Annotated in this window: 21 protein-coding genes; 11 read left to right on the top strand and 10 right to left on the bottom strand. The window is 68.8% G+C overall.

What is annotated here, in order from left to right; translation table 11 throughout:
- Nucleotides 1-106: 106 nt before the first annotated feature.
- The 5 genes from rplI to JOE57_RS09685 all read right to left on the bottom strand — a co-directional run bounded on the left by rplI (nt 107) and on the right by JOE57_RS09685 (nt 2834).
- Nucleotides 107-556 (bottom strand): 50S ribosomal protein L9, encoded by a 450-nt coding sequence (rplI, locus tag JOE57_RS09705; protein ID WP_204917510.1) that lies wholly within the window; start codon nt 554-556, stop codon nt 107-109.
- Nucleotides 557-570: 14 nt separating this feature from the next.
- On the bottom strand, nt 571-816 hold the full coding sequence (rpsR, locus tag JOE57_RS09700; protein ID WP_204917508.1) for a 30S ribosomal protein S18: 246 nt from the start codon (nt 814-816) through the stop codon (nt 571-573).
- 86 nt (nt 817-902) lie between these two features.
- Nucleotides 903-1433 (bottom strand): single-stranded DNA-binding protein, encoded by a 531-nt coding sequence (locus JOE57_RS09695; protein WP_204917506.1) that lies wholly within the window; start codon nt 1431-1433, stop codon nt 903-905.
- A gap of 124 nt (nt 1434-1557) precedes the next feature.
- The gene (gene rpsF, locus JOE57_RS09690) at nt 1558-1848 is read right to left on the bottom strand and encodes a 30S ribosomal protein S6 (RefSeq protein ID WP_204917505.1); all 291 of its coding nucleotides are present in this window, start codon (nt 1846-1848) and stop codon (nt 1558-1560) included.
- Nucleotides 1849-1979: 131 nt separating this feature from the next.
- Nucleotides 1980-2834 (bottom strand): phosphatase PAP2 family protein, encoded by an 855-nt coding sequence (locus JOE57_RS09685; RefSeq protein WP_204917503.1) that lies wholly within the window; start codon nt 2832-2834, stop codon nt 1980-1982.
- A 106-nt stretch (nt 2835-2940) separates the two neighbouring features.
- Between JOE57_RS09685 and JOE57_RS09680 the strand changes: the two genes are divergently transcribed.
- Nucleotides 2941-3468 (top strand): YbhB/YbcL family Raf kinase inhibitor-like protein, encoded by a 528-nt coding sequence (locus JOE57_RS09680; RefSeq protein ID WP_204917501.1) that lies wholly within the window; start codon nt 2941-2943, stop codon nt 3466-3468.
- A gap of 13 nt (nt 3469-3481) precedes the next feature.
- Here JOE57_RS09680 and JOE57_RS09675 read toward each other — a convergent pair whose 3' ends face one another.
- Genes JOE57_RS09675 through JOE57_RS09665 form a run of 3 tightly spaced genes read right to left on the bottom strand, consistent with a single transcriptional unit; the run spans nt 3482 to nt 6818 of the window.
- Nucleotides 3482-4678, bottom strand: a complete 1197-nt coding sequence (locus tag JOE57_RS09675) for an alpha/beta hydrolase-fold protein (protein WP_204917499.1) — start codon at nt 4676-4678, stop codon at nt 3482-3484.
- Nucleotides 4678-5607 carry a type 1 glutamine amidotransferase family protein gene (locus JOE57_RS09670; protein ID WP_204917497.1) on the bottom strand — a complete coding sequence of 310 codons (930 nt, stop codon included), beginning with the start codon at nt 5605-5607 and terminating at the stop codon, nt 4678-4680. Before JOE57_RS09670 ends, JOE57_RS09675 begins: the two co-directional genes overlap by 1 nt.
- On the bottom strand, nt 5604-6818 hold the full coding sequence (locus JOE57_RS09665) for an ATP-grasp domain-containing protein (protein WP_204917495.1): 1215 nt from the start codon (nt 6816-6818) through the stop codon (nt 5604-5606). Before JOE57_RS09665 ends, JOE57_RS09670 begins: the two co-directional genes overlap by 4 nt.
- Nucleotides 6819-7001: 183 nt before the next feature.
- Between JOE57_RS09665 and JOE57_RS09660 the strand changes: the two genes are divergently transcribed.
- The 8 genes from JOE57_RS09660 to JOE57_RS09625 all read left to right on the top strand — a co-directional run bounded on the left by JOE57_RS09660 (nt 7002) and on the right by JOE57_RS09625 (nt 16675).
- Nucleotides 7002-7805: a deoxyribonuclease IV gene (locus JOE57_RS09660; protein ID WP_204917494.1), complete on the top strand. Its 804-nt coding sequence runs from the start codon at nt 7002-7004 to the stop codon at nt 7803-7805.
- A gap of 129 nt (nt 7806-7934) precedes the next feature.
- Entirely contained in the window at nt 7935-8696 is a 762-nt protein-coding gene (locus tag JOE57_RS09655; RefSeq protein ID WP_204917492.1) for a YhfC family glutamic-type intramembrane protease, read from the top strand.
- Nucleotides 8693-9868: an alanine racemase gene (locus JOE57_RS09650; protein WP_204917491.1), complete on the top strand. Its 1176-nt coding sequence runs from the start codon at nt 8693-8695 to the stop codon at nt 9866-9868. The genes JOE57_RS09655 and JOE57_RS09650 overlap by 4 nt, the downstream gene beginning before the upstream one ends.
- Nucleotides 9869-9981: 113 nt before the next feature.
- The gene (gene pta / locus JOE57_RS09645) at nt 9982-12045 is read left to right on the top strand and encodes a phosphate acetyltransferase (RefSeq protein ID WP_204917490.1); all 2064 of its coding nucleotides are present in this window, start codon (nt 9982-9984) and stop codon (nt 12043-12045) included.
- Nucleotides 12045-13271 (top strand): acetate/propionate family kinase, encoded by a 1227-nt coding sequence (locus JOE57_RS09640; RefSeq protein WP_204917489.1) that lies wholly within the window; start codon nt 12045-12047, stop codon nt 13269-13271. The genes pta and JOE57_RS09640 overlap by 1 nt, the downstream gene beginning before the upstream one ends.
- Nucleotides 13272-13361: 90 nt before the next feature.
- Complete coding sequence (locus JOE57_RS09635) at nt 13362-14129, top strand: SDR family NAD(P)-dependent oxidoreductase (protein WP_204917488.1); 768 nt, start codon at nt 13362-13364, stop codon at nt 14127-14129.
- Between the two features lie 76 nt (nt 14130-14205).
- Nucleotides 14206-14895, top strand: coding sequence for a lysophospholipid acyltransferase family protein (locus JOE57_RS09630; protein WP_204917487.1), 690 nt, complete (start codon nt 14206-14208; stop codon nt 14893-14895).
- 55 nt (nt 14896-14950) lie between these two features.
- The gene (locus tag JOE57_RS09625) at nt 14951-16675 is read left to right on the top strand and encodes an FAD-binding oxidoreductase (protein WP_204917486.1); all 1725 of its coding nucleotides are present in this window, start codon (nt 14951-14953) and stop codon (nt 16673-16675) included.
- A gap of 80 nt (nt 16676-16755) precedes the next feature.
- On the opposite strand, the gene JOE57_RS09620 is transcribed toward JOE57_RS09625, so the two are convergent.
- On the bottom strand, nt 16756-17196 hold the full coding sequence (locus JOE57_RS09620) for a GntR family transcriptional regulator (RefSeq protein WP_204917484.1): 441 nt from the start codon (nt 17194-17196) through the stop codon (nt 16756-16758).
- A 33-nt stretch (nt 17197-17229) separates the two neighbouring features.
- Here JOE57_RS09620 and JOE57_RS09615 point away from each other — a divergent pair, with 33 nt between their 5' ends.
- A complete protein-coding gene (locus JOE57_RS09615; RefSeq protein WP_204917483.1) occupies nt 17230-18348 on the top strand; it encodes a peptidoglycan bridge formation glycyltransferase FemA/FemB family protein in 1119 nt (372 codons plus the stop codon).
- 10 nt (nt 18349-18358) lie between these two features.
- Nucleotides 18359-19414: an alanine racemase gene (locus JOE57_RS09610; RefSeq protein ID WP_204917482.1), complete on the top strand. Its 1056-nt coding sequence runs from the start codon at nt 18359-18361 to the stop codon at nt 19412-19414.
- 3 nt (nt 19415-19417) lie between these two features.
- Here the strand turns inward: JOE57_RS09610 and JOE57_RS09605 are convergent, their stop codons facing one another.
- On the bottom strand, nt 19418-20689 hold the full coding sequence (locus tag JOE57_RS09605; RefSeq protein ID WP_204917481.1) for a trypsin-like peptidase domain-containing protein: 1272 nt from the start codon (nt 20687-20689) through the stop codon (nt 19418-19420).
- Nucleotides 20690-20798: the final 109 nt, after the last annotated feature.

Here is a 20798-nt window from a genome sequence, read left to right as displayed (position 1 = left end):
GCCGAACCACGGCTCCGTCCTCAATGAGGCTGAGACAGAAAGATGCCGCGCCCCGAGGGGACGCGGCATCTTCCACAGTTCAACCGATCGGCAGGTGTCGGAGCTCTCAGCCCTGCGAGACCACGGCAAGCGCCACGTGTGCGGTGACCGCTTCGTGGAGCTTCACGCCGACGGTGTGGGTGCCCAGGTTCTTGATCGGCTTGGAGATCTCGACCGAACGCTTGTCGATCGACGGACCGCCGGACTTCTTGATCGCACCGGCGACGTCCGCCGCGGTGACCGCACCGAACAGCTTCCCGGTGTCCCCGGCCCGGACGGGCAGCTCCACAGTGAGGTTCTCGATCTGCTCGCGCACCTCCTGAGCATGGTCGAGGCCGCGGATCTCGCGAGCGTCACGGCTGCGCTTGATCCCGTCGATCTGCTTCTCGCCGCCGCGGGTCCAGCGGATGGCGAATCCCCGTGGCACGAGGTAGTTGCGGCCGTAGCCGTCCTTGACCTCGACCACGTCCCCGGCGACGCCGAGGTTGTCGACTGCTGCAGTCAGAATGAGCTTCATGTCGCGTCCCTCTCTCAGCGAGCCGTCGACGCGTACGGCAGCAGAGCCACCTCACGCGCGTTCTTGATGGCGATGGCGACCCGGCGCTGCTCCTGCACGGAGAGCCCGGTCACTCGGCGTGCGCGGATCTTGCCCCGCTCCGAGATGAACTTCCGCAGCGTGGCGGTGTCCTTGTAGTCGATCTCCTGCACCTTTGCTGCCTTCAGCGGGTTGGACTTCTTCTTGAAGGGCTTGCGTGGTGCGCTTGATTGGTTGGCCATTGTGGTGCTCTCCTTTCGAGCCCGGCTCGATCCCTTGATCGGGCCGGAATGTGCCTGTCTGGTTAGGAAGTGTTCTGACCGTCAGATCAGAACGGTGGTTCGTCGTTCTGCGGCGTGGCCCACGGGTCTGCGCCCTGGTTGCCGCCTTGGTTGCCGCCGCCCTGCGGACTGGAAGCCCAGGGGTCGTTGCCCCCGCCGCCTCCGCCGCCGTAGCCGCCACCCTGGCGACCCCCACCGCCACCGCCCCCGCCGCTGCTGGTGCGGTTGACCTTGGCTGTCGCATACCTGAGCGCGGGACCGATCTCGTCCACGTCGATCTCGAAGACGGTGCGCCGCTCGCCCTCACGGGTCTCGTAGCTCCGCGACTTCAGCCGACCCTGGACGATCACGCGCATCCCCTTCTGCAGGGACTCGGCGACGTTTTCCGCCGCCTGCCGCCACACCGCACAGTTGATGAACATCGCCTCGCCGTCTTTCCACTCATTGGTCTGACGGTCGAAGTTGCGCGGCGTCGAGGCGACGGTGAAGTTCGCCACAGCGGCCCCGGACGGGGTGAAGCGCAGCTCGGGATCGGCAGTGAGGTTGCCGACGAGTGTGATCTGAGTTTCGCCTGCCATGTTTGGTCTCCGTATCGGCGTGGGTTTGTCGGTGGGCTGACGTGACCTACGGTGCTGAGCAGTCAGCGTTCCTACAGTGCCAGGAATCGCCGACCTCCGGGAGTCATCCGGACTCAACTGTGGATCAGTGCAGCTCCGGACGGATGACCTTGGTCCGCATGATCGACTCGTTGATGGAGAACTGGCGATCCAGCTCCCGCACGTCGTCGGGGTTTGCGGTCAGGTTGATGACGGCGTAGATGCCCTCGGACTTCTTCTGGATCTCGTACGCCAGCCGGCGACGGCCCCAGATGTCCAGGTTGTCCACGGTCCCGCCACCCTTGGTGATGACGGTCAGATACTGCTCGAGGGTCGGCTGCACCGAACGCTCTTCGGTGTCGGGGTCCATGATGACCATGACTTCGTACTTACGCATACGCGAACTCCACCTCCTGTGGTCTCAGCGGCCATGGGACCTCCCCATGGCAGGGGTTTTGAGTCAGTCGGTCAGCCTACCGGCTCTGAGCCGGTTTATCCGAATCGCCGAGTGAGTCAGTCGCCAACCGGTCAGTCAAGAGTGCGGGAGGTCAACCAGGCGAAGGCGCCGGTGCTGAGCGCTGTCGCGCCGGCGATCGCTGCCAGCACCATCGCCACCGCGACCGGCTGCCACAACCCGGCTCCCGGTCCGACACCCCAGAGCACTGCGGCACCGGCGGCGAGCAGCGCACCGAGAACCGCCGGGACGAAGCCACCGCCGTGGTCGGAGCCCGTCCGGGTGGTGGTGGCCGCCAGCACCGCTGTCACCGCCGCCGCCCAGGCGAGTGTGACCAGCAGCGCGGCCACGACATCGGAGGTGCGGTGCCAGCCGGCGACCAGGGTCGCCAGGCCGGTGAGGGTGCCGACGGCCGACCCGGCCAGCACTACCAGCGGCCGCACGGGGCGCGGGGACACGAGTACCGCGGCCAGCACCAGGGAGAAGACCACTGTGGTGTGCCCACTGGGCAGGCTGTTCAGCGTCCCGTAGCCCAGATCCGGCCGGGTCAGCAGCAGATGCTTGAGGACCTGTGTCGTCACGTTCGCGCCCGCCATCAGCACCGCAGCGCCGACCGCCAGCCGGAGTCGCCCCCGGACCAACGCCAGCCCCATCAGCACGGCCAGCGCCAGCGCGGCCGACGAGACCGAGACGAGTTCCAGCAGGCGGGACAGGTCGTCGGCAACCGCAATGCTTCCGGCACTCAGCACGTGCGCGGCCAGGTCATCCAGCTGCTGGCCACGAACGGTGGTGAGCGCCACCCAGCCGATCGCCGCCGCCGCCAACAGGGCCAACAACGACATCACCAGGGCGACCGCGGTCGAGGCAGCCCGCTGCCGCTCGGGGTCCTGCAGCGCGGAGCCCGGGCCAGCGGGGGCATTCGTCAGCACAACCATCACTCTAGAGTGGCTGGACAGACCAAACGGCTGCTGTCAGAACACCCTGACGCGGCTGTGAACTGCCGTCCGGGAACGGTCCCGGCCTGAGAGGAGCACCATGAGCAGCCCGTACGACGTCATCGCCGATGTGCCCACCTTCACCTTGACCAGCACCGACGTGGCCGACGGCGCCGAGCTGCCGATGCCCCAGGTGAGCGGGATCATGGACGCCGGCGGCCAGGACGTGTCGCCTCAGCTGAGCTGGTCGGGATTCCCGCCCGAAACCAGGAGCTACGTGGTCTCGGTGTTCGACCCGGATGCCCCGACAGCCAGCGGCTTCTGGCACTGGGCCGTTGCCGACATCCCCGCCTCGGTCACCTCGCTTCCGACGGGCGCCGGCGACGCTGAAGGTTCGGGTCTCCCCGACGGGGCCTGGCAGCTCCGCAACGACGGCGGCTCCAAGCGCTACCTCGGCGCCGCCCCGCCGGCGGGTCATGGCCGGCACCGCTACTTCATCGCCGTGCACGCCGTCGACGTGGAGCAGATCGGTATCGACCCCGACTCCACCCCCGCCTTCCTCATGTTCAACCTGTTCAGCCACACCGTGGGACGGGCAGTCATCGCTCCCTGGTGGGAGCTGCGCTAGCTGCTCGGATTCTTCACTCGTAGACGAACATCTGCTCGCCAGGGAACACCCAGGACAGCCCGTCGCGCAGCCGGTCCCGCCAGCTCTCCCAGTTGTGCCCGTCCCGCGACTCGACGTAGTTGACCGTCATCCCGGTCTCGGCGAAGACCGACAGCATCGACCGGTTCTGCACGATCAGCGGCTCGTAGACGCCGCAGGAGACGAACAGCCGCTCGGCCACCCTGGTCGGTCTGGCCCGGTAGCGGTTGACGAACTTCACCACCGGGTCGAACGCCGGGCCGCCGCCGTGAGCATCACCGATGTCGGTGAAGAGGAACGACCCGGACTGCAAGATCAGCGACCCGTAGAAGCCGGGGTTGCGGACCGCGGTCGACAGGGACGCGACGGCACCGAAGCTCGAGCCCATCAGGCAGCGACCTGACGGCTGTCCGATCAGCGGGTAGTCGTGCTCCAGCCGAGGCACCAGCTCATGGCTGATGAACCGGGCATGGGCGGAGTTGTTCGGATATTCGACCAACCGGTCGCCCGGGTAGGTGAACGCCACCACCGTCTCGGCCATATCGAGGCGGTGGATGAGGTTGTCCAGCACCGTCTTCATCGAGGCGTACTCCAGAAAGTCCCCGCCGTCATGGACCACCAGGAGCGGGTAGCGCCTGCGGGGGGCGTGGCCCGCGGGGGACTGCTGCATCCGGAACCGGGCCGGCAGGTAGAGGGTGACACGGTTGGTGCGGCGCTGCGCCTGGCTGCGTACCTCCAGCTCGACGAGCTCGCCTGGCCTGGCCTCCTCGTCCGGCAGCGTCCAGTCCGGCACGGTGTAGTCGATGCTGTAGCAGACCGAGGAGTTGCCCACCGGGCTGCGGGCGACCCTCGGGTTGCTCGGATCGTTGAACCGCTCCCAGTGGTCACCGCGCCGCACCTCGAACTGGTACTCGACCCGCGACTCGGCGGGGATCTCGACCACCGCGTACCACAGGTCGGTGCCCTCGATCCGGCGCAGCGGCAGGTCATCCGGCAGGCCCACCACCCGGTGCCGCAGATAGACGGCATCGGCGTTGACCCAGACAGCGAACGTGCACCTGCTGCCCTCGACGATCGGGAACTCGTGGCGGCGGAAGAAGCGTTCGACCGCCGCATCGTCGAGGTTGCGACTCTCCCGCAACCGGTTGATCGCCAGCTTGGCCGGCCGCTTCTTGGTCCCGGCGACGCTCATCAGGCCTCCCCCGCAGTCGGAACCTGCACCACGCCGTGATCGGCGCTCAGGTAGCGGGCACCGGGCGGCAGCGGCTGATGATCATGGAGGTCGATCCGGATCCCGTCGGCCAACAGCAGGCAGCTGCGCGGCGCGAACCGTCGAGCCATCAGGCCCAGATGGTGAGCGTCGTCCAGCCGCAGCCGGCGACGCGCGTGCGGGAACGGCAGGATCGAGGAGAAGACCCCGAAGCCCTCCGCGTACAACTCACTGTGGCGGCGGCCCTGCGGCGCGTGATCATGAAAGAGGACCACCCGCTCCGCGAGCGCCATCGCACCCGCGGACCACGCGACCAGTGGAGGTCGGATCAGCCGACCGAGGTCGAAAACGTGCAGGACGTGCAGCAGCACGCCGACGTGTCCGCCGGCAAACACCATTCCCGCTGCGTCCGCCACCATCCGGTCCACGTCGGCACGATGCGCCAGCACCTGATCGCGTTCGCCCAGCCGGACGGCCGCGTAGAACTCAGCCCGGGCCTCGGCCACGCTCTGCAGATGCCAGTCGTCGAGGGCCTGGACGGCCCGCACCGCGTCGGCGAGCGCAGCCTGCTGAACGGTGGGGACCTCGTTGCGGCGGGTCAGCGACTCCACCGCCTCCATCGCGTGCCCCAGCCGGATGGCGTACAGCGCCTGCATCTCGGCCAGTACGTCGGTGAGGCGGCGCTCGGCGGCGGCGTATTCGGGGTCGGCCTGCTGCAGCTCCTGCCAACGTCGCCACAGCTCCAGGTTGCACATCCGACCGCCGAGCACCTCGTCCAGCTCTGTCGACTCGCTCTCACGCTCCTGCCAGCCCGCGTTGACGGTCGCGATCGGCCCGGAGGGCATCAGCTCGGCCACTGCGGCCCTGGCCGCCGCTGTCTTGCGCTGCGGCCCGAGCAGGGTCACGTTCATCCGGCGTGGACCGAGACGCGCTCTCCAACATCGGTCAGCATGTCGCGTAGCCGGTCGAAGTCGGGGTGTTTCATCCGCAGGTACGCGTTGGCCATGTAGCCGGCCTCCACCGGTTGGGTGGCCGTCCCTGGTGACGGAACGTGCCGGTCGATGATCCACTCGCGGTAGCGGTCCTCGACCTCGTCCAGACCCGAGTAGCCCAGGATCATTCCGTCCGCGTCCGGCCGCAGGGCGACCATGCCGGCCGCGAACGCCCGGGTGGCCCGCTGGTCGGCACGCCCGTGCACGATCGCGTTGGCCCACTCACGGTAGATGTCCATCTCGTTGCCGACGGCATAGAGGTCCCAGGCGCCGACCCCGGCCGGGCGGCAGCCGATCTCGGAGAACCTCAGGCCCTTCGGACCGAAGAACCACTCCATATGGGTGGCGGAGGTACCGATGCCGAGCACCTCGTTGACCCGGCGGCCCATCTCCTTCAGCTGGTCATAGTCCGACACCGAGTCCACCCGGTTGGTGGAGACGAACTGCGGTGAGATCCAGCGGCTGCGCATCGCCTCGAGCACGTTGGGAAAGTAGTGCGAGACGAAGTCGTGCACCGGCCGCCCGTCGATGGAGAGGGTGTCGTAGAAGCCCTCGTGGCCCTCGACGAACTCCTCGACGGCGATGGATGCTCTCTGGTAGTGCTCCAGGGCGCCGCTCAGCTCGGTGTCCGAGTCGACCCGGAAAGTGCCGGCCGCTCCCGCACCCGCCCGTGGCTTCAGGATCAACGGATAGCCGACCCGGCCGGCGAAGGCGCGGACCTGGTCGGGGGTGTCGGCCCCGATCGACTCGGCCGTGGGGACCCCCGCGGTGCGCAGCGCCTCCTTCATCGACGGCTTGTCCCGGCACAGCCAGGCGGTCCGGATCGAGGTGCCTGGGATGCGGCAGGCCTCGCGCACCTGAGCGGTCGGCAGGATGTGCGCCTCCACGGTCGCCTCGAGGCGGTCCACCCACAGCTTGCTCTGCACCCACTGGACGGCCGCCTTCAGCGCCGCCACCTCCGTGACGTTCGCAATCTGGTGGTAGTGGGCCATCCAGCCTCGGAGCTCGTCGTCGAGCCAGTCCTCCGGTCGCTCACCGATCCCGATGACCTTCGCGCCGACCTCGGCGAGTCCCCGAACGAACTGGCGCTGGTTGTTCGGGAACGCCGGCTCCACGAAGATCACGTTCATGCTGCCGATGCTATGCCCGTGAGCGTGCCCTGACTCCTGTCGAAGGGGACGGGCACGAACGACAGCGTGTGGCTGTGATTTCGGCGAAGGAGCAGCCACACCCTGCCATTGGGCAATGGTGTGGCCCTTCGACGAGTTCAGGGCGCATCCGTGACGTCAGTCCCCCGGACTAGAGTCGGCGCTATGACTTCGCTCGTGATCGGTGCGCATGTCGACCAGGAGGACCCGGTTGCGGAGGCGGCAGCCAGGCAGGCGACGCTGTCGCAGTTCTTCCTGGGCGACCCGCAGGGCTGGAAGGGCCCGGTGGTGGCCTACCCGGGCGGCGCCGCGGCCCTCAAGGCGGCGGCCGAAGCGGCCGGTGTCACGCTCTACGTGCACTCGCCGTACGTCATCAACGTGGCCACCACCAACAACCGGATCCGGATCCCCAGCCGCAAGCTGCTGCAGCAGACCGTGACGGCAGCCGCAGAGGTCGGCGCAGCCGGGGTGATCGTGCACGGCGGACACGTACTGAAGGACGACGACCCCGCCAAGGGCTTCGACAACTGGCGCAAGTGCATCGACGGCCTGGAGATGCCGGTGCCGCTGCTGATCGAGAACACCGCCGGCGGCACCAACGCGATGGCCCGGCGGCTGGAACGGATCGAGCAGCTCTGGGAGGCGGTCACCGCTGCCTCCGGCGGCGACACCGTCGGGTTCTGCCTGGACACCTGCCACGCGTTCGCCGGTGGTGAGGAGCTGGTCGGTCTGGTGGAGCGGGTGAAGGCCATCACCGGCCGGATCGACCTGATCCACGCCAACGACAGCCGGGACGCGTTCGACTCCGGCGCCGACCGGCACGCGAACCTCGGCGAAGGCAGCCTGGAGCCGGAGGGGCTGGTGGAGGTGGTGCGCACCGCGGCCGTACCGGTCGTGGTCGAGACCCCCGGCGGCGCCGAAGGCCAGGGTGCCGACATCGCCTGGCTACGCGAGCGCATCGACCGCTGAGGCAGCGCCGCCGGGCGCCTTGCTGCCGGGGGGAGTATTTGTCATAGTTCCGACCATGGCCATTGAGGGCCTGCCCCTGCGGGCATGCCCTCACCAGGTCGCCCCGCCGCTCAGCAAAAGGACCAGCCCATGACGACAGCCGTCGCCGCAGCATTCTCGGTCGAGATGCTGCTGATGATCGCCCTTCCGATCATCGCCGCCGTCGTCATCTGCCGACGTCACAGCCTCCCCCTGACGGTGCCGCTGGCCGCGGCGAGCTTCTTCATCATCAACATGATCATCACGGCGCCGCTGACCCGGGGGCTGATCCCGGCCAACTTCGGTCGCAGCACCGTCATCCTGCTGCTGGGCACGGTCGCCTACTCCATCTGTCAGGAACTGGCCCGGTATGCCAGCTTCAGGTTCGCGCCGGCGCTGCAGTTCCGCCGCAACGACTGGGCCGGCGTCGCGGCCGGCGTCGGCTTCGGTGGTGCCGAGGCGATCGTGATCGGGGTGCAGTTCGCCTGGGGGATGGGCGTCATCCTGCTGGCGCCGCAGCGGCTCGGCCCTGGGGTGGCAGAGCAGACCCTTTCGGCCAGCCCCTGGCTGTTCCTGCTGACCGGTCTGGACCGGGTGCCGGCGATCATCTGTTCGGTGGCGTTCTCGCTGCTCGTCGTAATGGCGTTTCGCAAAGGCACCTACTTCCTCTGGGTCGCCATCGGCCTGCATGCCGCCCTCGATGTGGTGCTGCTGACGGCCCAGCGCTTCCTGCCCGGCATCTGGCATGAGGTCGTCTTCGTCACCTTGGCCGTGATCGCAGTGGTCTTCATCCGCCGCACCATCCGCGGCGGGACGCTGTCGGCCACCCCCGAGGGCTATCAGACATCCTCACCTGCAACAGTCGGGCCATGACCCTGACGCTCACCAGCGACTTCGATCTGCCGCTGTTGGTGGCCCACGCCGACGCGCTCGATCACAACATCACCACGATGGCCGACTACTGCGCCGCCGCCGGGGTGCTGCTCGCGCCACACGCCAAGACCACGATGTGCCGGCCGCTGATCGAGCAGCAGCTGCAGGCGGGAGCGTGGGGGATGACCGTCGCCACCCCGCGTCAGGCCCGAGCACTGGTCGGCTTCGGCGTGCAGCGGATCCTGCTGGCGAACGTGCTCGTCGACGAGCGAGCCATCCGCTGGGTGAGTGACCAGTTCCTCAGCGGAACCGCCGGAGAGTTCCTCTGCTATGTCGAGAGTCTCGACGGCGTCGACCTGCTCGAGCGCACCCTGGATCTGCTCTCTCCGCCGCGGACCCTGCCGGTGCTGCTCGAGCTGGGGGTGGACGGTGGACGTACCGGCGTACGGAGCCGCGAGCAGGCCCGCGCGGTCGCCGAACGGGTGGCGCACTCGGCCCAGCTGAGCCTGGTCGGGACGGCCGCCTTCGAAGGCGTGCTGCGGCTCGGCGAGGGCGAGTCGATCCCTGCGGACCTGCCCGACTTCCTCACCTTCGTCCACGATGCCACCGTCGAGCTGACCGAGGCAGGTCTGTTCGACACCGAGGTGCCGATCGTCAGCGCGGGCGGCAGCTCCTACTTCGACGTCGTGGTCGAACAGTTGGGCCCGGACTCGTTCGACTTCAACGTGAGCACCGTGCTGCGCAGCGGCTGCTACGTCAGCCACGACCACGGCCTCTACCACCGCACCTCCCCGCTGGACGGGCGGCAGACCCCCGATGGGCCGCACCTCCGGCCGGCGCTGGAGCTGCTCGCCTCGGTCTGGTCCCGCCCTGAACCGGGGCTCGTGATCGCCGGCTTCGGCCGCCGCGACGTCCCGTTCGACGATCGGCTGCCGATCGTGCTCGGACACTACGACGAGCAGGACCGGCTACGGCCGCTGCCCGGCTGGCAGGTGCAGAAGCTCTGGGACCAGCATGCCTGGATCGCCGTCCCCCCAGACACCGTCATCTCGCCGGGTGACGTCCTCAGCCTGGGCATCTCGCATCCCTGCGGCGCGTTCGACCGTTGGCGCAGCATCGTCCTGCTGAACGCCGAGAGTCAGGTCATCGGGTCCCTGGAGCCGGCACTCTGACCCTGAAAACGTGGATCTCGTCGACCGCCGGCACCGCCCGCGGAGCGTGAGCTGGGGCGTTGGGGCCAATCGACATCCGGGAATTCAGGGCCGGGAACGGCTAACCTCCTGATGTGACCCGCAGTGTCTACGTAGCGTCCCCCGAGGGACAGACCGGGAAGTCCGCTGTCGCGCTCGGGCTGCTCGACGCGCTGCTGCGCGAGGTGGGCTCGGTCGGTGTCTTTCGGCCGATCACCAACTCGACCCAGGAGGTCGACTGGATCGTCGACCTGCTGGTCAGCCAGCCCGGCATTGAGCAGACCTACGAGGAGGCGCTCGGGGTCAGTTATGACGCCGCCCATGCCGATGCCGAGGAGGCGATGACCGAGATCGTTCGCCGGTTCGGCGCCATCAGCGACCGGTTCGACGTGGTCGTGGTGGTGGGATCGGACTACACCGACGTCTCGACCGGCACCGAGCTCTCCATGAACGCGCAGATCGCGGCCAACCTCGGCTCCCCGGTGGTCTTGGTGGTGCACGGCCGCAACCGGACGCCCGAGGACGTCCGGGTCGCCGTCGAGACCGCCTGGACCGAGCTCCAGGCGCACCATGCCCAGACGGTCGCGGTGATCGCCAACCGCGTCGACCACGAGTCGATGGCAGCGGTCAGCCAGACCCTGCAGTGCTTCGGGGTCGTGGTGGCGGCGATCCCGGAGAGCCGGGTGCTGTCGGCGGCCACCTTCCGGCAGCAGGCGGCTGCGGTCGGCGGCATCCTGGTGCAGGGCAGCGAACGGTGGATGGACCGGGAGTCCCTGGGCATCGTGGTGGCGGCGATGAGCCTGCCCAATGTGCTCGACCGGCTGACCCCCGAGGCGACGGTCATCTCGCCGAGCGACCGCACCGACCTGATCCCGGGTCTGGTGCTGGCCCATCAGTCCGGCACCTTCCCCTCGCTGGCCGGCCTCGTCCTCACCGGCGGCTACCCGATTCCGGACTCCATCCGCCGGCTGTCGGAGGGCATCGACCAGAACCTTCCGGTGGTGTCGACCACGCTGGACACCTTCGCCACCGCCGAGCGGTTGTCCCGGCTGCGGGGCCCGCTGACCAAGCACTCCCCCAACAAGATCGAGACGGCCCGCCGGCTCTTCAGCGAGCAGGTCGACCAGGAGGCGCTGCTCGCCGCCATCGACGTGTCCGCCTCAGAGGTCCGCACGCCGCTGATGTTCGAGTATCAGCTGATGGAGCGGGCCCGCGCCGACCGCAAGCACATCGTGCTGCCGGAGAGCCACGACGACCGGATCCTGCAAGCGGCCTCGATCCTGCTCCGTCGCGGCGTTGCCGACCTCACCCTGATCGGCGACGAGAACAAGGTTCGGGCTCGGGCCTCGGCTCTCGGGCTCGACCTCGACGAGGCCGACATCGTCTCCAACAACGATCCGGAGCTGGTCGAGCGGTTCGCCGCGGAGTACGCGAGGTTGCGCGCCCACAAGGGCATGACCATCGAGAAGGCGCGCCAGACGGTCCGCGACATCTCCTACTTCGGCACCATGATGGTCCACCTGGGGATGGCCGACGGGATGGTCTCCGGCGCCGCCAATACCACCGCCCACACCATCCGGCCGGCGCTGGAGTTCATCAAGACCGCCGAGGGTGTCGACACCGTCTCCAGCGTGTTCCTGATGTGCCTGGCCGACCGGGTCCTCGTGTACGGCGACTGCGCCGTGATCCCGGACCCGACCGCCGAGCAGCTGGCCGACATCGCCATCTCGTCGGCCGCCACCGCCCGGCAGTTCACCATCGAGCCTCGCGTAGCGATGCTGTCCTACTCCACCGGGGCGTCCGGCTCAGGGGCCGATGTGGAGAAGGTCAGGGAGGCGACCAAGCTGGTGGCCGAGCGGGAGCCGGACCTGCTGCTGGAGGGACCGATCCAGTACGACGCCGCCGTGGATCCCGGCGTGGCCAAGGCGAAGCTGCCGGACTCACCGGTCGCCGGCCGGGCGACGGTGTTCATCTTCCCGGACCTGAACACCGGCAACAACACCTACAAGGCGGTCCAGCGGAGCGCCGGGGCGGTGGCTGTCGGCCCGATCCTGCAGGGCCTGCGCAAACCGGTCAACGACCTGTCCCGAGGAGCCCTGGTGGAGGACATCGTCAACACGGTCGCGATCACCGCTATCCAGGCCCAGGGTCTCGAGTGATGGTGGAGCGGGCCGGCACCGTACTGGTCATCAACTCCGGTTCGTCGTCGCTCAAATATCAGCTGACCACGCCGACCACCGGCGCGGTGCTCGCCTGGGGCCTGGTGGAGCGGATCGGTGAGTCGTCGGGGCGTCTCACCCACCATGCCGGAGACGAGGAGTTCAGCGTCGAGCGGACCGTCGAAAACCACGACCAGGCGTTGACCGACGCCCGGCAGATGTTCGACGAGCACGGGCCCCAGCTGGAAGACGCCGGCATCATCGCGGTCGGTCACCGGGTCGTCCACGGCGGCGCCACCTTCGCCGAGCCGGTGGTCATCGACGACCGGGTGATCGCGAAGATCGAAGAGCTGGTGCCGCTCGCACCACTGCACAACCCTCCCGCCCTGGCCGGCATCGCCGCCGCCCGCCGACTGCTGCCGGACGTCCCCCACGTCGCCGTCTTCGACACCGCCTTCTTCGCCGGTTTGCCGGCCGCAGCTGCGACGTATGCCATCCCACCCGAGCTGGCGGCCAAGCACCACATCCGCAGGTATGGCTTCCACGGCACCTCGCACCGCTTCGTCTCCGAATCCGCTGCCCGCCTTCTCGGCAGGGACCCGGCGGCCGCCGACCTGACCCAGATCGTGCTGCATCTGGGCAACGGCTGCTCGGCCTCAGCGATCAGGGCCGGCCGGGCGGTGGAGACCTCTATGGGCCTGACCCCGCTGCAGGGGCTGGTGATGGGCACCCGGTCGGGAGACGTCGACCCGGGCCTGCACGCCTACCTGTACGCGAAGGGCATGTCGATGGCCGAGATCGACCAGCTGCTCAACAAGGAGTCCGGGCTGAAGGGCCTGGCCGGGGTGAACGACTTCCGCGAGCTGCAGGAGCTCTGCACCGCCGGTGATGAGGCGGCCCGACTCGCCTTCGACATCTACGTACATCGGATCAAGCTCTACGTCGGCGGCTACCTGGCGGTCCTCGGCTCGGTGGAGATGCTGGCCTTCACCGCAGGCGTCGGCCAGAACTCCCCCGAGGTCCGGGCAGCGGCGATCGACGGGCTGGACCGCCTCGGCATCACCATCGACCCGGAGCTCAACCAGCAGCGCGCCTCCGGGCCCCGGACCATCTCCCCCGCAGGCGCCAGCACCTCCGTGCTGGTGATCCCCACCAACGAAGAACTGGCCATCGCCCGCGATGCCGCCGCCTTCGCCCCGCGCCCTGAGCCTGACTCCGCGCCCTGAGCCCAACTCCGCGCCCTGAGCCCAACTCCGCGCCCTGAGCCTGTCGAAGGGCACGCACGGCACCACCCCTCGGCATGGCACCCTGAACCCATGGCAACTGCTCTGGTGACCGGCGGCACGTCCGGGATCGGCGCCGCGTTCGCGCGTGCGCTCGCTGCTCGGGGGACCAACCTCGTACTCGTCGCCCGCAACACCGAACGCCTCGCGGCCATGGCGGCCGAGCTCTCGGAGCGGTACGCGGTGCAGGTAGAGACCCTCGCCGCCGACCTGGCGAACCGGGAGGACGTCGACCGGGTGGTCGCTCGCCTGACCGACGCGGCCCGCCCGGTCGACCTGCTGGTCAACAACGCGGGCTTCGGGGTGCACAGCAGGCTGACCGACGAGGACACGTCGGCCCACGAGCACGCCATGGATGTGATGTGCCGGGCGGTCCTGATCCTGGGTGCGGCGGCCGGAAGGACGATGCGGGAGCGCGGCAAGGGCACCATCATCAACGTGTCCAGCACCGCCGGGTTCGTCGCGATGGGCAGCTACTCGGCCATCAAGGCCTGGGTGACGGCCTACTCCGAGAGCCTCGCGGTCGAGCTCGCCGGTACGGGTGTCACGGTGACCGCGCTCTGCCCGGGCTGGGTGGAGACCGAGTTTCACCAGCGGGCCGGCATTAACGCCGGCTCGATCCCCCGCCAGCTGTGGCTGGACGCCGACCAGCTGGTCGCCGACTGCCTGCGCGACGCCGCCCGCGGCAAGGTGATCTCCATCCCGAGCAATCGCTACAAGGTGCTGATGACCTTGGCCAGGCATGCTCCGCGCGGGGCGATCCGAGCCGTGTCGCGCAGGCTGACCTCCAGCCGCCGCTGAGCTGACGACACCCTTCTCCCACCGCCGCTGGAGCGCCGACAGGCGTGAACCGGCCGGCTCGGAATAGTCTGTGGCAATGGAACGAAGAAGCCGCTACACGTCTCCAGTGCACGCCGGGGTGCGATTCGTGGCTCAGCGGATGATGCTCAAGCCACTGGTCTGGTCGCTGGCCAGCATCACCGTGCTGGGCCGGGAGCGGCTGGCGACACTGTCGGCGCCGTTCGTCCTCGTGTCCAACCACTCCAGCCATCTCGACGCCCCCATCATCCTCGGCGGGCTGCCACGGCGTCTGGCGCGTTACGTCGCCGCGGGCGCCGCGGCCGACTACTTCTTCGACGTCTGGTGGCGCAAGGGCCTGACTGCGCTGTTCTTCAACGCCTTCCCGGTGGACCGGACCGGTCTGCGCGGCAAGACCGGAGTGGCGACCGGGCTGCTGGACGAGGGCGTACCGCTGCTCCTCTTCCCGGAGGGCACCCGGTCCCGCGACGGCCAGATCGCTCCCTTCAAGCCGGGCGCCGCCGCCCTCTGCATCAGCCGGGGCGTGCCGTGCCTGCCGACCGCCATCGTCGGGGCGACCGAGGCGATGCCGCGTGACAGCCGCTGGCCGCGTCGGGGACGCCCGCCGATCTACCTGGTGTTCGGTGACCCGCTGGTCGCGGAGGCCGACGAGACGGCCGCGGAGTTCTCCGACCGGATCGCCAAAGAGGTCAACGGCCTGGTCGACTACGGCATGGCCTACCGTGAGCAGCAGCAGACGGCGCTGTGACACCACGCGACCACCGGGCCAGGCCGGCACGACCAATGCAGGAGATGAGGGGCAGATGACGAGCGTCAAGCACATGAAGTGGTGGGGCTGGGGTGTCGAGGGGGTCAGCTTCCACCACGAGGACAAGCCCAACCTGGCTCCGTTCGTGCTGAAGGCCGTCGACCTCGATCTTCATCAGCCGCCGAAGCCGCCGCTGGCGTTTGACGACCTGTCCATCCCGGACAGCCGGGCCGATGAGGACCTGCTGTCCCAGCTGAGCGAGGTGGTGGGCGCCGAGCACACCCACACCGACCCGATGGAACGGATCATCCACACCTACGGCAAGAGCCTGCGCGACCTGGTCCGGCTGCGCAACGGCGACATTCCCCGCATCCCCGACGTGGTGGTCTACCCGCTGGACGAGGACGAGGTGCAGGCGATCGTCAACCGGGTGGTCGCGGCGGACGCCGTGCTGATCCCGTTCGGAGGCGGCAGCAACATCTCCGGCAGCCTCGAGCCACGGCCCGCCGAGAGCCGGGTCGTCGTCTCGGTCGACCTTGGCCGGCTGAACCGGCTGATCGAGATCGATGAGGAGTCGGGCCTGGCCCGGATCCAGGCCGGGACGCTCGGCCCGGACATCGAGGAGCAGCTCGGCAGCCGTGGCTGGACCCTGGGCCACTTCCCGGACAGCTTCACCCACAGCACTCTGGGCGGCTGGGTCGCCACCCGCTCATCGGGCATGCAGTCCGACAAGTACGGGGACATTGCCGACATCGTCAAGGGCCTGCGGGTGGCCATGCCGGGCGAGACCCTGGTCATCCGCCCACTGCCCAGCACGTCGACCGGGCCCAGCGTCCGGGAGATGATCCTGGGCAGCGAGGGCCGACTGGGTGTGATCACCGAGGTGACCGTCCAGGTGCACCGCATCCCCGAGCAGCGGCTGGTGCTCGGCTACTTCTTCCCGAACTGGGAAGCCGGGCTGAAGGCGATGCACGAGATCTCGGTGAGCGATGCGACGCCGTCGATCACCCGGGTGTCGGACGCCCGCGAGACGGCGTTCTCGTTCGCCACCCGGAAGAAGAGCAAGGGGCTTTCGTCGCTGGTCTCCAAGGGTTTGATGAAGGTCCTCGAGCGCAAGGGCTGGGACCTCGAACAGGTCTGCCTGTCGTTCATCGGCTTCGAGGGCGGCAAGTCCCACGTGAGCAGGCAGAAGAGCCTGGTCAAGGAGATCGTCACCCGCAACGGCGGCATCGTGGTGGGCAAGGGTCCTGGCCAGCTCTATGACCAGAAGAAGTTCGACACCCCTTACATCCGTGACTTCCTGCTGGACCGCGGCGCGATGGCCGATGTCTCCGAGACGGCGGCACCGTGGTCGAAGCTGCAGCAGGTGTATGACAACGCCGTCACGGCGGCGAACAAGGCTTACGACAAGATCGGCGTCAAGGGCTGGGTGATGTGCCACCTTTCGCACTCCTACCACTCGGGTGCCTGCCTGTACTTCACCTTCGCCTTCCGGCACGAGGGGATCGATCCGCTGGCCGACTACGACGTGGTGAAGAGTGCGATCCAGCAGGCGTTCGTGGACAACGGCGGCACTCTGTCGCACCACCATGCCGTCGGCACCGAGCACGCGGCCTGGCTGGAACAGGACATCTCCGCTCCCGGCGTGCACCTGATCAAGGGCGTGCTGAACGCGATCGACCCGGGCCAGAACCTCAACCCCGGCAAGATCCTGCCGCCCTCGGCGGAGCCCGCCCCCGCTCCGCGCCATGAGCCTGCCGAAGGGCTATCCGCGCACTGAGCCGTACGTCGCACAGTTTGATGGGCCTCGCATAGGGTCGACCCTGGGTGAGGTTCGACCAAGGTGCGCGAAGATGCGAATCACTCGGGTGCGCCGTCGTACACCGACGCCAGCAGCCGCAGCGTCTGATCCCGAGAGAGACCGAGCACGCGCATCTGGGTGACGAAGTCGACGGCCGCGTCGCGGGCGGCGGCGGTGACCTCCCCGAGACCAGCCACCACCGTGCCCCGCCGGCCGCGGGTGATCACCAGGCCGTCGGCTTCGAGCTGCTTGTAGCTGCGGGCGACGGTGTTGGGCGCGAGCCCGAGGTCGGCTGCCAGCTGTCGTACGGTCGGCAACAGGGACCCCGCCGTCAGCTCCCCGCTGCCGATCTGCCGCGCCACCTGCTGCCGCAACTGCTCGTACGGGGGGACCGTCGAGGTCGGATCCAGGCTGAACAGGGCGAACCTCCTTGTGCTCGGCACCTCGAGACCGCGAGGCGCGGGCCGCGCCGCCACCGTACGCGGGCAGTTGCTCAACATGAAACCAGACCGGGAAGCCGATAGATTCGGCGCGTGGCCCTATCCATCCGCACGATCACCGCAGCCGAGCACCTCGACTTCATCAAGGGACGGGATTGGGTGAGCTTCCTGCAGACGCCTGCCTGGGGACGGGTCAAGAGCGAGTGGCGCAACGAGTCGGTCGGCTGGTTCGACAGCGACGGCACCCTCGTCGGGGCGGGGCTGGTGCTCTACCGCCAGCTGCCCCGGATCAAGCGCTTCCTCGCCTACCTGCCGGAGGGCCCGGTCATCGACTGGGAGGCCGAGGACCTCGGCGCCTGGCTGAACCCGCTGGCGAGACACCTGAAGTCGGCCGGCGCCTTCGGCGTCCGGATCGGCCCGCCGGTCGTGCTCCGTCGCTGGCAGGCAGACACCATCAAGGCCGCCATCGCCGACCCGGACGTGACAAGGCTGACCGATGCCACTCCCGACACGTTCAACAGCAGGGCCAGTTGGGCCCGCAACCAGATGCGCACGCTGGGTTGGCGGCCGCCGCAGCAGGACGACGGGCTGGGCAACGGGCAGCCTCGCTTCGTCTTTCAGCTCCCGGTGGCCGGCCGCACCGAGGACGACCTGCTCAAGGGCATGAACCAGCTCTGGCGGCGCAACATCAAGAAGGCGGCCAAGCTGGGCGTGACCGTCAGCAAGGGCACCACCGACGACCTGGCCGCCTTCCATCGGCTCTATCTCGAGACGGCCGAGCGGGACCACTTCTCACCGCGCCCGCTGAGCTATTTCCAGGCGATGTTCGCGGCGCTGCTGGCCGAGGACGACGACCGGATCCGGCTCTACCTGGCCCACCACGAGGGCGCTCTGGTGGCGGCGACCACCTGGGTCAAGGTCGGCGACCACACCTGGTATTTCCACGGAGCCAGCTCCAGCCATAAGCGCGAGGTGCGCGGATCGAACGCCGTGCAATGGCAGATGATCAAGGACACGCTGGCCGCTGGCGGCGCCGTCTACGACCTGCGCGGCATCACCGAGGGTCTGGCGGAGAACGACCCGCACCTCGGTCTGATCCAGTTCAAGGTCGGCACCGGCGGCGAGGCGGTCGAATATCTGGGCGAGTGGGACCTGGCCCTGAACCGCCCGCTGTACAAGGCGTTCGACCTGTACATGCGGCGCCGCGGGTAACCTAACGCTCGTGACTGGGGTATCTCTTCGACTCGACCAGACCCGTTGGCGTGAGCATCTGCAGACGGTGCTCGGCGCAACCCCGGGCCTGGTGCCGGTGGCCAAGGGCAACGGCTACGGCTATGGGCTGCGCCGGCTGGCCGAGGAGTCGGCCGCCCTCGGGGTCGACACGATCGCGGTCGGTACCGCCGACGAGGTCGCCGCCGTACGCGACGTCTTCCCAGGCGACATCGTCGTCCTGACACCGTGGCGACCCGACAACGTGCTGGCGACCGAGCTGGCCAGCGACCCACGGATCATCACCACGGTCTCGCGGCTGGAAGACCTCGCCGCGTTGGCCACGGACGCCAACCCGCCCCGGGTGCTGGTCGAGGTGCTGACGTCGATGCGGCGGCACGGCATCCCGGCCGAGGACCTGGCTCAGGTCGTCTCGCTGCTGGGGAAGGTTCAGTTCGAGGGTTGGACGATCCATCTCCCGCTGCTCGCCGCCGGTCGCTATGTCGAGGCCGAACGGCTCGCCCGGACTGCGTTGCAGGCCTCGGCGGGACCGTTGTGGCTGTCCCACCTGCCGCCCGAGGAGGCGATGGCGTTGGCTCGCCAGCTCGGCGGTGCCAACGGGGACCCGGTCCCGTTCCGGTTGCGGGTCGGCACCCGGCTCTGGCTGGGCGACGAGCGGACCCGCTCGACCACCGCCACTGTGCTGGACGTGCACCGGATTAAGCGAGGGGAGCGTGCCGGCTACCGGCAGCGGGTCGTCCCTGCGGATGGATGGATCATCGTCGTGGCCGGGGGCACGTCTCACGGCATCGGCCTGGAGGCTCCCACCTCCGCCAGCAATGTCAGGCAGCGCGTGATCGCGTTCGCCACCGGCTCGCTGGAGGCAGCCGGCCTCGCCCTCTCCCCGTACACGGTGAACGGCTCCAAACGGTGGTTCCTCGAGCCGCCACACATGCAGTCCAGCCTGCTGTTCCTGCCGCGCAAGGAGACGCCGCCGCTGGTGGGAGACGAGCTACCGGTGGAGTTGCGGCTCACCACGGCGACGGTCGACCACATCGTCACCGAGTGACGGTCAGCAGGGCGTGAAGAAGTCGGCCGCGCCGGCGTGCTTGTTGGCGCCGTTGATCAGCAGCCGCCCGTTGCTGCTGGTCAACGTGTAGTCGAGCGACCAGCGGGCACACGTCGTGGTGCCCTTGGGTCCGCGTCCCTGGGCGAAGATCGAGTCGAAGGTGACCCATGCCCTACCGCTGGAGCTCGACCGGACGACGATATTGAAGTCATAGCTGGACACCCAGCCCGGTTCGAAGTCTTTCAGCGACCCGGTGCGGGTGATCTTCGGCCCGAGCTGGTTGTACGCCTGCTGGTAGTCGGCGTCGTTGAGACCGCCGAAGTAGGCCTGCAGCAGCCGGGTCAGCCGACCGGACCCGCCGGTGATCACCGTCTGTCGCGGATCGCCCTTCGGGTGCCTGCAGTGCCCCGTCTTGGCCTTGGCTCCGCTCGGCGCGGTGATCGACTTGCGGATCGCCCCGCCGGGCATCAGCACCCTGCCCTTCACCTCGGGATGGGCGAAGATCATGCCGATCACGGCACCGTCACCGTCCACCACGGGTGCGCCGCCGAGCCCGGGGTCGGCCGAACCGGTGACCCGAGCCAGCCCGCTGTAGCGCCGGCTGCTCGTCGCCGCGGACTCGTCCACGCTCGACACCGTGGTGACCGACAGGTCGGCGGCCCGCCTTCTGCTCGGCAGCCCTACGACGCCGACGGCCTCACCCACCTTCGGCTGGGCCGCCTTGACCGTGAAGTGGTAGCCGCTGACGCTGTCATCCAGCGTCAGCACCGCCACCCCGTGCGTCTGGTCGGTCGACGTGACCCGGGCGACGACCGGGCCGGACGAAGTGACCACTACCGTTGCGACCGCCTGGCTGACCGACTGCAGCGAGGTGACGACGGTACGGTCGCCGACCAGGAAGCCGGTCCCGACACCAGTGCCGTCGCAGGTGGAGGCCAGGACCCGCACCACCCCGCTGCGCACCAGCGCGAACACGGCGGGGAAGTCCGGCGGCGCCGGGGTGAGTGAGGACGCGGGGGCTGCGGGACTCGACTTGTCGGCGGTCGGGCTGGCCGAGCCGTCGGCAGAGGCCGTTGGGTTCTGGGATGGACCAGGGAGGGAGGGGGCCGAGGTGGAGACCCCGGGTTGAGGGTGCACGCGCGGCAGACCCACCAGGCCGGTTGCGTTCAGGATCAGGGCGACGCCCACTCCCAGCACCAGAGCCGCTCCGCACACCGACAACGCGATGGCAAGGGTCCGCCTGCCCCGGTTCGGCTGCGGCCCATACTCCAACACCTCGCCCGGCCCGTACCCTGAGCCTGTCGAAGGGCCGTACGGCCCGTACCCTGAGCCTGTCGAAGGGCCTTGCGGCCCATACCCAGGTCCGTAGCCTGAGCCCGTCGAA

Origin of the sequence: Microlunatus panaciterrae (assembly GCF_016907535.1) — a bacterium.
In the GTDB taxonomy this organism is placed as follows: domain Bacteria; phylum Actinomycetota; class Actinomycetes; order Propionibacteriales; family Propionibacteriaceae; genus Microlunatus; species Microlunatus panaciterrae.
This window is presented reverse-complemented; position numbering and strand designations above follow the sequence as displayed.

Excerpts from the sequence above, each read along its gene's own strand:
- JOE57_RS09625 (WP_204917486.1), top strand. The coding sequence starts at position 14,951 with ATGACGAGCGTCAAGCACATGAAGTGGTGGGGCTGGGGTGTCGAGGGG.
- JOE57_RS09640 (WP_204917489.1), top strand. The coding sequence starts at position 12,045 with ATGGTGGAGCGGGCCGGCACCGTACTGGTCATCAACTCCGGTTCGTCG.
- JOE57_RS09680 (WP_204917501.1), top strand. The coding sequence starts at position 2,941 with ATGAGCAGCCCGTACGACGTCATCGCCGATGTGCCCACCTTCACCTTG.
- JOE57_RS09630 (WP_204917487.1), top strand. The coding sequence starts at position 14,206 with ATGGAACGAAGAAGCCGCTACACGTCTCCAGTGCACGCCGGGGTGCGA.
- JOE57_RS09675 (WP_204917499.1), bottom strand. The coding sequence starts at position 4,678 with ATGAGCGTCGCCGGGACCAAGAAGCGGCCGGCCAAGCTGGCGATCAAC.
- JOE57_RS09620 (WP_204917484.1), bottom strand. The coding sequence starts at position 17,196 with ATGTTGAGCAACTGCCCGCGTACGGTGGCGGCGCGGCCCGCGCCTCGC.
- JOE57_RS09635 (WP_204917488.1), top strand. The coding sequence starts at position 13,362 with ATGGCAACTGCTCTGGTGACCGGCGGCACGTCCGGGATCGGCGCCGCG.
- JOE57_RS09660 (WP_204917494.1), top strand. The coding sequence starts at position 7,002 with ATGACTTCGCTCGTGATCGGTGCGCATGTCGACCAGGAGGACCCGGTT.
- JOE57_RS09665 (WP_204917495.1), bottom strand. The coding sequence starts at position 6,818 with ATGAACGTGATCTTCGTGGAGCCGGCGTTCCCGAACAACCAGCGCCAG.
- rpsF (WP_204917505.1), bottom strand. The coding sequence starts at position 1,848 with ATGCGTAAGTACGAAGTCATGGTCATCATGGACCCCGACACCGAAGAG.
- rpsR (WP_204917508.1), bottom strand. The coding sequence starts at position 816 with ATGGCCAACCAATCAAGCGCACCACGCAAGCCCTTCAAGAAGAAGTCC.
- JOE57_RS09695 (WP_204917506.1), bottom strand. The coding sequence starts at position 1,433 with ATGGCAGGCGAAACTCAGATCACACTCGTCGGCAACCTCACTGCCGAT.
- JOE57_RS09670 (WP_204917497.1), bottom strand. The coding sequence starts at position 5,607 with ATGAACGTGACCCTGCTCGGGCCGCAGCGCAAGACAGCGGCGGCCAGG.
- JOE57_RS09650 (WP_204917491.1), top strand. The coding sequence starts at position 8,693 with ATGACCCTGACGCTCACCAGCGACTTCGATCTGCCGCTGTTGGTGGCC.
- JOE57_RS09655 (WP_204917492.1), top strand. The coding sequence starts at position 7,935 with ATGACGACAGCCGTCGCCGCAGCATTCTCGGTCGAGATGCTGCTGATG.
- rplI (WP_204917510.1), bottom strand. The coding sequence starts at position 556 with ATGAAGCTCATTCTGACTGCAGCAGTCGACAACCTCGGCGTCGCCGGG.